Origin of the sequence: Acrocarpospora corrugata, assembly GCF_009687845.1 — a bacterium.
Lineage (GTDB): Bacteria > Actinomycetota > Actinomycetes > Streptosporangiales > Streptosporangiaceae > Acrocarpospora > Acrocarpospora corrugata.
Window position 1 is genome coordinate 1 of the sequence record NZ_BLAD01000048.1, and the last position, 14,638, is coordinate 14,638.

Sequence of the window (14,638 nt, forward strand, 5' to 3'; positions counted from 1 at the left end):
GCGTGGGGGCGGGCTGAAGGGGTCCCATGGCGTGTTGGGGGGTGGGGTCATGAGGGGCTCCTGGAGGGTGGGAGGTGGCTAGCCGAGGCCGACGCTGACGAGGGTGGCGGCGTGGGTGGCGGCCTGCCAGGTGGGTGATCGCTCGGCGGGCGGGGGCGGGGTGACGCCCGACTGCCGGTAGACGACTTCGACGATCAGGTTGCTCTGCCGGAACCAGACGGAGGTGCCGGTGACGCCGGGCTCGCTGATGTTCCGGGTGAACGCGCCGTGAGCGAGGGTGTAGCTCTCGTCGGGACCGGTGTCGCGGTAGCCGTCGAATGCGCGAGCCGCATGGTTCTCCCCCACCTCGCCGGGGTTGAAGTGGTAGGTCACGGTCAACTCGGTTCTGGTGCGGTGCTGCGCCCAGCTACAGCTGGGTCCGTTCGGCTCGCCGCGGTCCGCGCCGTCGCCGAGGAGTTGGTTGGCCTGCCGGGAGGTGAGGCCCTCGCAGGGGTCGGGCATGGTGGTGAACCGCCCAGGGATGTCGCCGCCGCCGGTGCCCAGGTTCCAGGCCACGAGCCCGGCCGCGACGCCGACGGCCACAGTGAGCGCGCCGATCACGATCCATCGTCCGGTACGGCGGGGCCGTACCACGACAGGAGGCGGCAGCAGCGCCTGGAGCAGGTGGCGCGCGGCCTGCGCGGGCGGCCGGTGGGCGGGGTCCTTGGCGAGCAGGGCGAGGATCACGCGGGCCAGTCCGGGGGTGGCGCGGATCATCGGCGGCGGTTCGTGCATGAGGACGGCGGCGACCACGGCGGCCGGGATCTCACGATGGAAGGGACCGCGGCCTTCGACGGCGGTGTAGAGGGTGGCGCCGAGCGACCACAGGTCCGACGGCGGACCGGCGGACTCGTGCCGGAATCGTTCGGGAGCCATGTACGCCGGGGAGCCCGAACTGTCCGCCGGATCGGCGCCCAGGGGGGCGGCGATGCCGAAGTCGCCGAGCATGGCCCGGCCGTCCTCGCCGATCAGGACGTTGGCGGGTTTCACGTCACGGTGCAGGATGCCGTCGCGGTGGGCCAGGTCGAGCGCGTCCAGGATCGACAGGCCGATCTCGGCCACCCGGGACGAGGCCAGCGGGAGCGCCTTGTCGAGGGAGGTTCCCGGCACCAGATCCATGATGATCCAGGGCTGTCCCTGGTGCGGAACCACGTCGTGGATCATGACGATGGACGGATGGCTGAGACGACCGGCCGCGCGAGCCTCCTGGAGGGCGCGGTCGGCGTATTCGGCGAGGTCGGCCGCGTTCAACCGGGAAGGCACCCGCATCTGCTTGACCGCGACCTCGCGCCGCAGCAGCTCGTCCTGGGCGCGCCAGACCGTCCCCTCGCCGCCCTGGCCCAGGGGTTCGACAAGCCGATATCGCCCGGCGAGCAGGTCCACTACGCCCGGCTCCACAACGTGTCGGCGGCCACGGCGGCGGCTTTGGCGGCGGCGGCGCGGATCTGCTCGCCGGTGCGGGTGCCCAGATCGGAGTACTCGACCTTGCCGACCAGGTCGCCCAGCCGGAAGTAGATCAGGTTGCCGAGGACCCGGCCGTCGGTGGAGCTCACGTCGGCGGCGAAGGCCTCCTCGCCGATGCCGGGGACGCTCCGGGGCTGGGAGATCACGACCTGCTGTTTGCGGTCGGCGCCGATCTCGTACCAGATGAATTCGCCTTCGCGGAGGCCGTTGTCGAACTGGCGGCGTACGGCGGTGAAGAGGGTGCGGGCCGAGTCCGTGGTCAGGGCCCACGGGTCGGGGGTGTCGGAGTCGGTCTGCGGGTCGATGCGGAGGCCGGTGCGGTCGACCGTCCACTGGCAGCCTTTTTCGACCTTCCGGCCGGGTGCGGATTTGCCGAGGGCGGCGGTGACGTCGGCGGCGGGCAGGGCCGTACACAGGTCGACTGCGGTGGCGAAGGTCGGCGCGGGGCGGCGGGTGGGCGGTTCCTGGCTGCCCCAGGGGACGACGAAGGCGGCCCCGACCAGGAGCGGGACCGCGGCCGCCGCGGCGATCAGGCCGCGGCGGGTACGGCGGCGGGACGCCATCGGCATGGTGATGTCGGGCATGCCGCCACGGGAGATCTGGCGGAACAGGTCGAGCGCGGCGGCCGGTTCCGGGCGGGCGCCGGGGTCGCGGGAGAGCATCCAGCGTAAGAGCGGGCCGAGCGGGCCCGGGGTGCTCGGTGGCGGCACGTCGTTGGAGATGGTCGCGTAGAGGACCTCCACCTGGGAGCCCTTGAACGGGGGCGTGCCCTCCAGCGCCAGGTAGAGGGTCGCGCCCAGCGACCAGAGGTCGGACTGCGGCCCGCCGGGGTCGCCGGAGAGGCGTTCGGGGGCGATGTAGCCGGGGGATCCGATCAGCAGGCCGTCGCCGGTCAGGGCGGTCGTGTCGGCGGGCCTGGCGATGCCGAAGTCGGTGAGGACGACCCGTCCGTCGATCGTCAGGAAGATGTTGCCGGGTTTCACGTCCCGGTGCTGGACGCCGAGGGCGTGCGCGGCGGCGAGCGCCTCCAGCATGCGCGCCCCGATCTCGGCCACCCGGGCCGGGGCCGGCGGCCCGTGCGTCCTGACCTCGTCGGCGAGGGTGTGGCCGTGCAGCCGCTCCATCACGATCCACGGCTTGCCGCCCTCGACGAGCACGTCGTGCACGCCCACGATCGACGGATGCCGCAGCCGCGCGGTCACTTCCGCCTCGCGCATCACCCGGGCGACCAGTTCCGCCCGCTTGCTCCCGTCGAGCCCATCGGGGTAGCGCAGTTCCTTGACCGCGACTTCGCGGTCCAGCGTCTCGTCCCTCGCCAGCCAGACCGTGCCCATGCCGCCGGAGCCGAGGGGGCGGAGCAGGAGGTACCGAGAGGCCAGTCTTTCCCCGATCGATTCGGCCATAGCGGGAGGATAGCGAAATCCGTTCGGGTGCTTACCTGCGTCGGCTATGTCCGGGATGGTTTTGTCGCTTTCCGGACCGGGAGATCGTTGTGTTCGGTGTGGCGCGCTGTTCGCTTGGCGTTCTTCTGGCCACGGCAGGATCGGGCGGCTGAACCCCTCAGAACAAGGATCCGCCATGCGCCCGCTGACCTTAGCGCCACTCGCCATTCTGACCCTTTCCCTGGTCGCCACGCCCGCCGTGGCCGACGAGGCGCCGACCGTCACCGCCAAGGTCGAGACCCCCGCGCTGTACGACGACGGCGACGGCGGCAACGCCAACGGCGACGACCCGGCGATCTGGGTCCACCCGGCCAAGCCGGGCAAGAGCGTCGTCGTCACCACCGCCAAGGAAGGCGGCCTGTACGCCTACGACCTGAAGGGCGCCCAGCTCCAGCACATCCCGGCCCCGCCCCCGCCGGGCGAGGACGACGAGCCCGGCCGCTTCAACAACGTCGACCTGGTGTACGGCTTCGCCGGCCGCGACCTCGCCGTCGTCACCGACCGCGGCCACGACAAGCTCCGCTTCTACGCCGTCGACCCGGCCAAGGCCGCCACCTCCGGTGCCCCCCTGACCGACATCACCGACCCGAACGTCCCGTTCGTCTTCAACGACGACCAGGACGGGGTCAACGACGCCACGACCGCCTACGGCCTGGCCACCTGGCAGGACAAGACCGGCGTGTACGCCCTGGTCAGCCGCCGCCACCAGACCAGCATCGGCCTGGTCCGCCTCACCCCCGCCCCCGGCGGCAAGGTCGGCTACCACCTGATCCGCACCATCACCCTCCCGTCCTCCTTCAAGCTCCCTGACGGCACCACCTGGACCCCCTGCCTGGAGCCCGGCGAGCTGCCGCAGGTCGAGGGCATGGTCGTGGACGGCGGCCGGGACGTGCTCTACGCCGCCCAGGAGGACGTCGGCATCTGGCGCATCCCCGCCGACCTCAAGGGCCAGCCGGTCCTGATCGACAAGGTCCGCGAGTACGGCGTCCCCGGCACCTACGACCCGGCCACCGAGGAATGCGACCCGGGCCTGGACCACGGCTTCGGCGGATCCCACCTGTCCGCCGACGCCGAGGGCCTGACGATCTACTACCGCAAGGACGGCCTGGGCTACCTGCTCGCCTCCAGCCAGGGCGACGACACCTTCGCCGTGTACCGCCGCGAGGGCGGCAACGACTACATCGGGCAGTTCCGGGTCGGCCCGCGCCGCGTGGACGGCGCGCAGACCAGCGACGGCGCGATGGCGATGAACGTCCCCCTCGGCGACACGTTCAGCAGCGGCCTGTTCGTCACCCACGACGGGATCAACACGCCCGAGGCGAAGAACGCCGACGGCGAACTCCGCGAGAACACCAACTTCAAGTTCGTGAAGTGGGAGGACATCGCCCGCAAGCTGAACCTCCGCGTGGAGACGCGCGGCTGGGACCCCCGCAAGTCCTAGTACTCGCTTTCACCCGGCCCTCGATCGGCGGAGGGCCGGGATGAGCAGGGGCAGGCCGAGGACGCCGAGGCAGGCCAGTGCGGTGGAGAGCGGGAGTCTGAGGGTCAGCGCGGCGACGGCCAGCGGGCTGATGACGAATCCGGCGTATGACACGACCGAGACGGTGGTCACCACCGCGCCCGTCGTGTCGCGGGTTCCGGCGTCGCTGAGGATGGCGGGCATGAGCGGGGCGAAGGTCAGGCCCGACAGGCCGAAGCCGGCCAGGCTGACCCAAGGGGTGGTGGCCAGTCCCGCAACGACAATTCCCGCCGAACCGCCCAAGCCGGCGATCAGGAACAACGTTCGCATCGTCAAAGCGGGGAGCGCTTGGGCGATCAGGCGGCCGATGGTGAGGGCGGCCATGTACGTCGCGGGGGCGGCGGCGGCCAGGACGGGGCCGGCGCTGAGGTAGTCCTCCAGCAGGATGGCCGACCACTGTTCGACCGCGTTCTCCACGATCAGCAGGCACGCGCCGAGCAGGCCGAGGACCACGCCGATCCCCCACCGGCCGGGGCGCGCCTTCTTGTCGGGGTCGGGGACGGTGTCGCCCAGCGGTAGCCGTACCACGGCGGCTCCCGCGGCCAGGACCAAGGCGGCGGCGCAGCCGAGGACGGCGGCGGTGGACAGGCCCAGATCGCGCGCGAAACCCGCGGCGGGAGCGGCGACGATCACCGCGACCGGGAACGCCGCGTGCACCGGCTGGAACAGCCGCGAGCCGGTCACCCGTTCGCCGCGCGCGGTGGCCATGTTGAGCGCGACGTCCACACTGCCGCTGGCGACGCCGAGCACCAGCAGCATCGCCGCGAACAGCCACGGCTCGCTGATGAAGCCGAGCACCACCGCCGTGGCGGCGAGCCCGGCCATGGACACCGCCAGCACCAGGCTCTCGCGCCCCCGGGCCAGCCGCCCGGCGACCGGCATGGCAGGAATCGCCCCGACCGAGATGGCGACGAGCGCGAGCCCGAGATCCGCGGTGGAGGCCCCCAGCTGATCCTTGATCGCAGGCAGCAGGCCCGACCAGGCCCCCCAGAAAACCCCCCACCCCGCGCAGACGACCACCAGCCGCAAGCCGACCCCGTTGACCCGCTCCAAACCGCTGAGCACCCGTACCCCCCTTAGTCAGCGACCTTGCGACCGCGAGGGGACCAGCCTGCCACCCCGGGTGGACAGGGCGGCAGGCGTCGGGCGGGTCGTCAGTTGAGGGTGAGTGAGCGGATTCGGAGGTCGCCGCCGAAGACGAGGTAGACGTCCTGGGCGCCGACTGTTCTGGTCAGGGGTGCGGTGGCCGTGGTCCAGGAGTAGACGTCGCCGGTGGCCTGGACCTGGATGGTGCCGATCAGGCGGCCGGTCGGGGAGCCGAGGCGGACTTGGATCGAGCCGCCCGTCACGGAGGAGACGCCGGCGGTGGCGGTGGCCGGGGCGCGTAGGTCGGCGTCTTTGAAGGCGATCCAGTCGCCGGTGGAGGTGGCGCCGACAGCGGTGCCGGTGGGTTTGTTCTCGTCGACGAGTTCGATGCCGGAGTAGTCGTCGAAGTCGGCGGCGCGGGTGGGGCGGGTCAGGTCGCGGCGGGGGATGGTCTCGCCGGGGACCTGGACGGTGGTGCGCTGGCGGATGGCGGTGGCGGAGGCGCCGACGAGGATGTCGTGGGTGGCGGCTTCGGTGACGAAGCGGTTGCGGGTGACGTCCCAGAGGGCGAGGTCGGCGCGGGGGACGGTGAAGCGGACGGTGCTGGCGGCGCCGGGGGTGAGGGTGACGCGCTGGAAGCCGCGGAGTTGTCTGACGGGCTGCTTCACGCGGGAGCGCTGCTGGTGGGTGTAGAGCTGGACGACTTCGTCGCCGGCCCGGCTGCCCGTGTTCGTGACTTTGACGGAAATTTCGTAGCTGGTGCCCTTGGGGGTGACGGTCAGGCCCTGGTAGCCGAACGTGGTGTAGGAGAGGCCGTGGCCGAAGGGGTAGAGGGGGGTGCCGGAGTAGTACAGGTAGGTGGAGCCGGTTTTGATGATGTCGTAGTCGGTGATCGGGGGCAGGGTGGCGTTGCCCCGGTGCCAGGTCTGGGTGAGGCGTCCGGCGGGGTTCACGTTGCCGTAGAGGACGTCGGCGAGGGCGTGGCCGGTTTCGGCGCCCGCGTGGGTGGTCCAGAGGATGGCGGGGACGTTGTCCTGGAGCCAGTCGATCGTGGCCGGGTAGCTGTTCTGGAGCACCACGACCGTCTTCGGGTTGGCCGCGCGGACGGCCTTGACCAGGGCTTCCTGGCCTTCGGCCAGCTTGGTGGAGGTACGGTCGTGGTCTTCGCGGCCGTTGATGAACGGCATGCTGCCGACGACGACCACGGCCACGTCGGCGGCCTTCGCGGCGGCGACGGCGGTGGCGACGCCGTCGGTCACGACCTCCTTGGCGAACTTGGCGGCGCTGGCCTTCGCGCCGACGGAGAGTTTGCCATCGGCGTCCACCTGCACGTACGTCTCCGGCAGCCAGAACCACGGCTGCGTAACCTCATACCCGACATACTTGATCAGGAAGGTCCCGTCCCCGGCGGCTTCCAGCTTGAACTGCTGCTGCACGAACCACCCGTTGGGCTGATCGTCCCGGGTGATGAACGGCGCGAAGTTCCAGCCGAGATACCGCCCGTTACCGGCGTTACGCAAGGTCACGACCCCTTCGCCCCAGTCCGTGAGGTCCCACTGGCCGGCGGCGGAGAGCGCGGGCGCGGTCCCGACGGTGTCGGCGTCCGTCGTGCCGGTCGCCGTGATGTACCCCCCGGACGCCACATGCCGGAACGCGACCCGATCCACGCCCTCGGTTTCGGTCGCCGTGGCGCGTTCCCTGATGCCGTCGAGCGGAGTCACCCGATACGGCAGGCTGCCGCCGTACCAGTCGGTGTACAGGGTGTCCCCCAGCGGCCCGATGACGGCGACCTTGCGGTTGGGCGCGAGCGGAAGCAGCCCGGAGTTCTTCAGCAGCACGGCTGCCTTGCCCGCCGTCTCCCGGTTGAGCGCGCGATGGGCCGGCGAGTCCACCACAGCCTTGGTGATGTTCCCGTACGGCCCGCCGCCCGGGTCGAACTCGCCGAGCCGGAACCGGATGCTCAGGATGTGCCGGACGGCGGTGTTCACGTCCCCCTCGGTGATCAGCCCCTGGTTGAGCGCGTCGGTGACGGCGGCGATGGTCCGCGGCGAGTTGGTGTCGTCGGTGGTGAAGCTGTCCACCCCGGCCTTCAGCGTGGCCGCGTCGGCCGCCGCCAGGTTCGGGTAGTACCGCTGCGAGTCCACCAGGTTGTTGGGCGCGTGCGCGTCGGTAACGTTGAACAGGTCACGGGTGCTCCAGCTCCGCACCCCGGACAGGTCGGTGACCGTGGCCGGGCGTCCGTTGACGACGTTGTAGGAGGTCATGACCCCGGTGGCCGCGCCGGCGGAGATGGCGGCGCGGAAGGCGGGCTCCTCGTACTCCTTGAGAACGCGCGGCGGCAGGCTGGAGTTGGTGGTGGTCCGGTTGACCTCGTTGTTGTTGGCCAGGAAGTGCTTGAGCACCGGCGCGGCCCGCAGGTGGTCGGGATCGTCGCCGGTGACGCCCTTCCCGTAGGCGGTGGAGATCGCCCCGGTCAGCAGCGGATCCTCGGAGTATCCCTCCTCGTTCCGCCCCCAGCGCGGATCCCGCAGCAGGTTCACCACGGGCGCCCACAACTGGAGCCCCCACACGGCGGGGTTCTCCGCGTGGTAACCGCGCGCCTCGGTGCCGACGGCCGCGCCGACGCGCTTGATCAGGGCCGGATCCCAAGTGCTGGCCAGCCCGACTGCCTGCGGGAACACCGTCCCCGCCGCGGTGCGCACGGCTCCGCCCGCGGACACGTCGGTGGACCAGGCGACGCCGTGCAGCGCCTCGGTGCCCGTCTTGAACGAGGCGATGCCGAGCCGCGCCACGGCGGGCTGGTACTGGTGCAGCCAGGAGATCTTCTCGGCCAGGGTGAGCCGGCCGAGCAGGTCGTCGATCCGCTGGCCGAGCGGCAACCCGGGATCGCGGAACGGATAGTCGTCGGCGGCCTGCGCGGGAACGGTCCCCAGCCCGAGGGCCAGGGCCAGCGCGGCCAGCGCCAATAGTGGTCGTCGGAACATGGGAAAGCCTCCAGGTCAGGTTGGCGGCTATTTGATGGCACCCACGGTGATCCCGCGGGTGAGGGTCCGCTGGAAGATCAGGAAGAACGCGACGGCGGGCACGATGCCGAGCAGCGCGGAGGCGCTGGACATGGTCGCGTCCATCAGCCGGTCGCCCTGCAGCACGCCGAGCGCGACCGGCACGGTCTGGTTGTCGTTGGAGATCAGGAAGACGAGCGGCAGGAAGAACTCGTTCCAGGTCCAGATGAAGAAGAAGATGAGCAGCACGGACAGGGTCGGCCGGCTGATCGGGACGACGATCAGCCACAGCGCCCGCCACTTCCCCGCGCCGTCGATCGCGGCGGCCTCCAGGATCTCGGCCGGAAACCGCCCGAGCACCGCCGAAAGCAGATATGTCCCGAAAGCCGCCTGGATGACGGTAAATATCAGGATCACGAAGAGGCGGCTGTCGTAGAGGCCGACCTGTTTGGCCAGGTAGTACAGCGGATAGACGAGCGCCTCCTGCGGCAGCGTGTTCGCCACCAGGAAGACGACCAGGATCCAGAGCCTCCCCCGCACCCGCCCGATCCCCAGCGCGTACGCGTTGAGCACCGACAGCACCACCGCGCCCGCCGCGACGCACCCGCTGATCAGCAGGCTGTTCCAGAGCTTGCGGGTGAAGTCGACCCGGTTCCAGAACTCCACAAGACCGTCCAGATAGAGCCCTTCTGGTAGCGCCAGCGGCCCGCCCGAGGAGTACTCCGCCGGCGACTTGAACGCGTTGAGCGCGACCAGCAGGAACGGGAAGAGCATCACGAACGCCAGCACGACCAGCGCCGCCAGCAGCGAGTAGCGCCTCACGCGTCACGCTCCTGGACGCGCAGGAACAGGAAGGTGACCACGACGATGATGAGCGCGAGGACGGTGGCGATGGCGGAGCCGTACCCGACGTTCACCCGCTGGAAGAAGTTCAGGTAGGAGAAGTAGGACGGGACCATGGTCGCTCCGGCCGGGCCGCCGCGGGTCAGCACGAAGATCGGGCCGAACACCTTGAGGGCGGCGATCGTACAGGTCAGCAGCACCACGAAGAACTCGGGGCGGATCTGCGGCACGGTGATGTGCCAGAACCGCCGCCACCAGGACGCGCCGTCGATCTCGGCGGCCTCGTAGAGGGCGGGATCCACCCGCTGGAGCCCGGCCATGAAGATCACCACCGGGTAGCCCAGCTGGAACCACACCATGATCGCCATCACCGTGGCCAGCGCGAGCGACGGATCGCCCAGCCAGTTGACGTCGATCCCGAAGATCTCGTTCACCGCGCCGTAGGAGGGGTGCAGCAGCCACCCCCACACCACGCCCGCGATCGCCACCGGCAGCACCTGCGGCAGGTAGAAGGCCGCACGCAACGCGGACGCCGTACGCGGCCCGAACTTCTTGGCGATGTAGTCGAACAGCGCGGCGGCGAGCACCAGCCCGAGCAGGGTGGGGACCACCGCCATCGCCAGGATCAACGCGACGTTGTGCTGGAAGGACGTCCAGAACCGCTCGTCCTTCAGCAGCCTGGCGTAGTTCTCGAAACCGATCCACTCCGGCGTGCCCACCCCGGACCAGCGGGTGAAACTCGTGGCGACGTTCATCAGGAACGGCGCCACGATCACACCGACGAACAACACGAGGCTGGGGATCAGATAGAGCCAGTATCCCCGGGACCTCATCCGCCGATATCCGCCAGATTCTCGTTGTAGGGCCCGGCGATCTCGTCCAGCACGGCGTCCGGCGCGGTCCCGTTGATCAGGCCCTGGACGCCGGCGACCAGCACGTCGTAGTAGCCGGGCGCGGGCCAGTCGGGGTAGAACGCCAGGCCGTCCTGGGCGGACAGCTTGTTGAAGTTCTCCACCAGCTCCTTGCTCTTGGCGTCGGTGATCGCCGCCGGGTCGGCCGCCACCGGCAGCCCGCCCGAGTTGCCGAGCAGGTTCTGGATCTCCTTGCTCATCGTGATGTCGATGAAGTCGTAGGCCAGGTCCTTGTTCTTGGCCTTCTCCGGCACCACCCAGATGTTGCCCGAGGAACCGGGCGCCATTTGGTTGCCCGGCCAGAGGAAGGACCCCCACTCGAAGTCCTTGACCGTGGACTGCACCCGGCCGTACCACCAGGAGCCGGACACCATGATCGGGAACTTGCCGCTCATGAACGCGACGCCCATGTCCTCGGCCTTGATCCCGGCCGAGTCCTTGTCCAGGTAGCCCTTCTTCACCCAGTCCGCGTAGGTGGTCGCGGCGTAGGTCAGTTCGGGCCCGTGGAAGTCGATTTTGCCCTGGTAAAGCTGGTAGCTGTCCACCCAGGTCCGCTGCGCCTTGCTGAGCGCGAGCAGGTAGAAGATCTGCTGGGCCGGGTACTCGGCGCCGGCGTTGGCGATCGGCGTCACGCCGGCCTTGACGAAGGTGTCCAGCGCGGCCGTGAACTGCTCGTACGTGGCCGGCACCTCGACCTTGTGCTCCGCGAAGAGGTCCTTGTTGTAGTAGACCATCACGTATTCGGCGTAGTTCGGGATGCCGAACCACTTGCCGGAGCCCATGATGCCGCGCTCGTCGTATTTCGCGGTGGTCTGTAGGGACGCCGACAGCGCCTTGTCCCAGCCGCGCTGCGCCGCCTGCGCCGACAGGTCGGTCAGCAGCCCCTGCTTGGACAGCAGCCCGGCGGTCGCGTTGCCCTTGTTGTACTCCATCAGGTCGGGCGCCTCATCGGAGTTGAGGACCATCCCGGCCGTCTTCTGGATCTGCTCGAAGCCCTTCTCCTCGAACTTCACCGTGACCCCGGGGTGCGACGCCTCGAACTTCTTGATCGACTCGGCCCAGGCCTTGCCCATCGCGCTGTCCGCGCCTTCGTAGTGCCAGAGCGTGAGCGTCCTGGCCTGGGTTCCGCCGGACGCCTGCGGGGCCGGGGTATCGGTGCCCCCACAGGCGGCCAGCACGGCCGCCATGAGCACGATGAGGGGATATTTGCGCATTACAGACTCCTAGAGAATGACGAACTCTGCGGCGGCGCCGACGAGTTCGACGTGGGAGATCCGCTTGGGACCGTCGGCCGCGACCACCAGCCGGTCCCCGTCCACCGTCGCGGTCACGGTGGTGGTTCCGTCCATGTCCCTGATTTCGGTACGGCTGACGCCGTCAGGCAGGCCGTACACGACCAGGGTGATGTCCGGGTCTTCGGCCACCGTGTCGCCCGGGGTGGTCGTGGGGATGAGGGCGCCGTACCGGACGTACAGCGGGATGCGGTCGAGATGCGGTGAGACGGTGAGATACCGGCCGCCGGTCAGGATTTCGCCGGTCCAGTAGTCCACCCACGACCCCGCGGGCAGGTAGACGCTCCGGGTGCCGTCCGCCGAGATCATCGGCGCGACCAGCAGGTCCTTCCCGAACAGGTACTCCAGGTCGGCCTGCCAGGCCACCGGATCGTCCGGATAGTCCACGCAGAGCGCGCGCATCATCGGCGCGCCCGTCTCGGCCGCGACCACGGCCGCCGAATAGATGTACGGCATCAGCCGATACCGCAGCCGCAGCGCGTCGATCGCGCCGTTCTCGGCGTGCTCGGGGAACTCCCACGGCTCGCGGCTGGAGGTGCCGTGGAACCGCACCAGCGGGGAGAGCGCCCCGAACTGGGACCAGCGGATGTACAGGTCGGGGGTGGGGGTGCCGGTGAAGCCGCCGGCGTCGTGGCTCCAGAACGGGATGCCGGACAGGCCGTGCGAGAGGCCGCCGCGGATGGTGCTGCCCATGGCCGGGTAGGTGGCGTCGACGTCGCCGCTCCACTGCGCGGGGTGCCGCTGCCCGCCCAGGTAGGACGAACGCGCCCAGACCATGCCGTGCCCGGCGACCTCCCGGGTGACGTCGGCGACCAGGTCGTTGAAGAGCAGCGTGTAGACGTTGTGGAGTTCGACGCCGGTCATGCCGTTGAAGGCGACCGAGTCGGCGGGCACGCCTTCGGCGAAGTCGGTCTTGAACGCGGCGACGCCCTGCTCGAGCAGCGGCTTGAGCAGCCCGCGGAACCAGGCGGCGGCGTCCGGATTGGTGAAGTCGACGATCCCGGAGGCCGGGTAAGAGCCATGCCAGACGTCCGCGACGTACGCCTCGCCGTCCCGCTTCTTCAGGAAATATCCGGCGTCGGCGGCCTCGGCGAACGCCGGGCTTAAGTGGGAAATATACGGATTCATCCAGAGGCAGACGTGGAACCCCTGCCCGGCCAGTTCGGCCAGCATGCCCGCCGGGTCCGGGAACGCCACCGGATCCCACCGCAGATCCGACCAGTGCCCCTCGGTCTGCCAGAACGTGTCCAGATGCAGCACGTCACACGGAATCCCCTTGGTCCGGATGGTCCGCGCCCGCTCCAGCACCCGCTCCTGGCTGTCCCGGAAGAACCCCGACGAGATCCACGCCCCGAACGCCCACTTCGGCGGCAGCACCGGCTTCCCGGTCAGCCACCCGAACCGCTCCAGCACCCGCTCCGGCGTCGGCCCCGCCAGCACGTAGTAGTCGATCAGATCGTCCGGCACCACGATCTGCACGTCACTGTGGGTCGACTGGCACATGTCGAACTCCACCGGCATCCCACTGTCCACCAGGATCCCGTAACCCCGGCTGGACAGATAGAAAGGCACGTTCTTGTACGCCCGCTGGGACTCCGCCCCGAAAGCGTCGAAGTTCCACATCAACGGCCGCTGCCCGCGCTTGTCCACCGGCGTGAACGACTCCCCGAACCCGCCGAACGCCTCGTCCGCCGGCACCAGGAACGTCTCGTGGTAGGCCACCGGCGTCCCGTCCACCGTCGACCGCCCGAACGGCAGCGTCCGCAGCCGCCCGCTGATGTCGGGCCGCCCCGGATCCTGCTCGGCCAGCACCTTCCCGCTCTCGTCGACGAACCGCATGTTCCACGGATTGAGCCGGATCTCCACCCGCAGCCCGCCCGCGTTCAGCACCACCCGGCTCTCATCGGCCGTCACCACCGCGTGGTAGCTCCCCGGCGTCACCATCGAGATCGCCCGCGCCGACCGCGTCCTGGCGTCCATGTCCTGCATCAGGCGGACCCGGATGACCCCCTCACCGGCCGCGCAGATCCGCACCACCAGCGTCTCGTCCGCCGACGTGGACCCCTTGAACGTCACCCCCGCCCAGTCGACGGTCACCACTTCGGCCCGCGTCAGCGCGGAAAGCCCCTCTTCACCGTGCTCCCGCACCGGCAACTCCGGAGGATCCGCAACAAAATACTCACGAGCCACCAACGGCGGACGGTACGGCATGCCAACTCCCCACCCCTACGGACGACCACTTCGCGAATTAGTTTGCCGTCCATCCCAACAAACGTCAACGCCAAGCCCACCCCAAGACACTTGCCTGATTTGTCCCGCTATGGGTAACTTGAGAACTTAGCCGAAGCAAAGTGGGAAATGAGATGTCTAAATTCGTGCACGTCCTGCCAACTGACGACGTCATCCCCCACGAGGGCACACCCGACTGCGTCTGCGGCCCTTACAGTCAGTCCATCGAACTACGCGGCAACCTCACCGGCCAGGGCCCCGTCGCCGTCCTCTACCGCCACTACGCGGTCGTCCCCTGCCGCAACTGGGAAGCCTCCCCCGAAATCATGTAAGCCGGGGGCTACTCGGTGTCGATGTCGGTCTCGCCCAGCAGTTCGTCGGCCTCTTGGACGTGAAACTGAGCCATGAAGCGCCGCTCGCGCACAGCCAGCGCCTCGGTCCTGATGGCGATGAACGCCGCGTCATCACCGTGCCGGAGAGCTTGATAGGCCGAATACGGGATCACATGATCAGCCAGCACATGAATGGCCAGGTCAGGGGTAATCGACAGCAACGCCTGCCTGAGGGACACCCCACCAGGCGTGGACAACATCAGCCTGTTGCCAGGGCTCGATGCCGCCAATACTCCTCGCTCGGTCACAACTTGCCGGTAACTGTCCACTGAAGCTCGGGACAGCATCGCGGCCGCGTCGACAATGGATCCGTCGAGATCCTTGCGCTGCGGATACTCGCGCAGTTCCCACAGGATGAAAGCTCGAACCCGGGCGCTCCGGGTGTCGAAACGTGCCGGGAACGGCCGCGCCTGCATGCC

The 14,638-nt window shown here is 69.4% G+C and carries 11 protein-coding genes; 2 read left to right on the forward strand and 9 right to left on the reverse strand.

Features of this window, described 5'->3' with window-relative positions; translation table 11 throughout:
* Positions 1-78: 78 nt before the first annotated feature.
* Both Acor_RS15245 and Acor_RS15250 read right to left on the reverse strand, forming a co-directional pair.
* Positions 79-1,422 (reverse strand): serine/threonine-protein kinase, encoded by a 1,344-nt coding sequence (locus tag Acor_RS15245; protein ID WP_170316944.1) that lies wholly within the window; start codon positions 1,420-1,422, stop codon positions 79-81.
* On the reverse strand, positions 1,422-2,906 hold the full coding sequence (locus Acor_RS15250) for a serine/threonine-protein kinase (RefSeq protein ID WP_170316945.1): 1,485 nt from the start codon (positions 2,904-2,906) through the stop codon (positions 1,422-1,424). Before Acor_RS15250 ends, Acor_RS15245 begins: the two co-directional genes overlap by 1 nt.
* A 175-nt stretch (positions 2,907-3,081) precedes the next feature.
* On the opposite strand from Acor_RS15250, the gene Acor_RS15255 reads away from it, so the two are divergent.
* Entirely contained in the window at positions 3,082-4,386 is a 1,305-nt protein-coding gene (locus Acor_RS15255) for a phytase (protein ID WP_155337303.1), read from the forward strand.
* Between the two features lie 9 nt (positions 4,387-4,395).
* Here Acor_RS15255 and Acor_RS15260 read toward each other — a convergent pair whose 3' ends face one another.
* The 6 genes from Acor_RS15260 to yicI form a co-directional block, all read right to left on the reverse strand.
* Entirely contained in the window at positions 4,396-5,529 is a 1,134-nt protein-coding gene (locus Acor_RS15260) for an MFS transporter (protein ID WP_155337304.1), read from the reverse strand.
* A gap of 89 nt (positions 5,530-5,618) precedes the next feature.
* Entirely contained in the window at positions 5,619-8,534 is a 2,916-nt protein-coding gene (locus Acor_RS15265; RefSeq protein ID WP_155337305.1) for a glycoside hydrolase family 3 protein, read from the reverse strand.
* A 27-nt stretch (positions 8,535-8,561) separates the two neighbouring features.
* Positions 8,562-9,374 (reverse strand): carbohydrate ABC transporter permease, encoded by an 813-nt coding sequence (locus tag Acor_RS15270; protein ID WP_246238664.1) that lies wholly within the window; start codon positions 9,372-9,374, stop codon positions 8,562-8,564.
* The gene (locus Acor_RS15275; RefSeq protein WP_155337306.1) at positions 9,371-10,228 is read right to left on the reverse strand and encodes a carbohydrate ABC transporter permease; all 858 of its coding nucleotides are present in this window, start codon (positions 10,226-10,228) and stop codon (positions 9,371-9,373) included. The genes Acor_RS15270 and Acor_RS15275 overlap by 4 nt, the downstream gene beginning before the upstream one ends.
* Positions 10,225-11,520 (reverse strand): ABC transporter substrate-binding protein, encoded by a 1,296-nt coding sequence (locus Acor_RS15280; protein ID WP_155337307.1) that lies wholly within the window; start codon positions 11,518-11,520, stop codon positions 10,225-10,227. Before Acor_RS15280 ends, Acor_RS15275 begins: the two co-directional genes overlap by 4 nt.
* 9 nt (positions 11,521-11,529) lie before the next feature.
* The gene (yicI, locus tag Acor_RS15285) at positions 11,530-13,746 is read right to left on the reverse strand and encodes an alpha-xylosidase (RefSeq protein ID WP_246238665.1); all 2,217 of its coding nucleotides are present in this window, start codon (positions 13,744-13,746) and stop codon (positions 11,530-11,532) included.
* Positions 13,747-13,961: 215 nt separating this feature from the next.
* Here yicI and Acor_RS15290 point away from each other — a divergent pair, with 215 nt between their 5' ends.
* Positions 13,962-14,159, forward strand: a complete 198-nt coding sequence (locus Acor_RS15290) for a hypothetical protein (protein ID WP_155337309.1) — start codon at positions 13,962-13,964, stop codon at positions 14,157-14,159.
* Positions 14,160-14,167: 8 nt separating this feature from the next.
* Here Acor_RS15290 and Acor_RS15295 read toward each other — a convergent pair whose 3' ends face one another.
* Entirely contained in the window at positions 14,168-14,635 is a 468-nt protein-coding gene (locus Acor_RS15295) for a hypothetical protein (protein WP_155337310.1), read from the reverse strand.
* Positions 14,636-14,638: the final 3 nt, after the last annotated feature.

Bases quoted from the DNA above. Each gene is read 5' to 3' on its own strand.
- Acor_RS15250 (WP_170316945.1), bottom strand. From the start codon at position 2,906: ATGGCCGAATCGATCGGGGAAAGACTGGCCTCTCGGTACCTCCTGCTC.
- Acor_RS15255 (WP_155337303.1), top strand. From the start codon at position 3,082: ATGCGCCCGCTGACCTTAGCGCCACTCGCCATTCTGACCCTTTCCCTG.
- Acor_RS15265 (WP_155337305.1), bottom strand. From the start codon at position 8,534: ATGTTCCGACGACCACTATTGGCGCTGGCCGCGCTGGCCCTGGCCCTC.
- Acor_RS15275 (WP_155337306.1), bottom strand. From the start codon at position 10,228: ATGAGGTCCCGGGGATACTGGCTCTATCTGATCCCCAGCCTCGTGTTG.
- Acor_RS15280 (WP_155337307.1), bottom strand. From the start codon at position 11,520: ATGCGCAAATATCCCCTCATCGTGCTCATGGCGGCCGTGCTGGCCGCC.
- Acor_RS15290 (WP_155337309.1), top strand. From the start codon at position 13,962: ATGTCTAAATTCGTGCACGTCCTGCCAACTGACGACGTCATCCCCCAC.
- Acor_RS15295 (WP_155337310.1), bottom strand. From the start codon at position 14,635: ATGCAGGCGCGGCCGTTCCCGGCACGTTTCGACACCCGGAGCGCCCGG.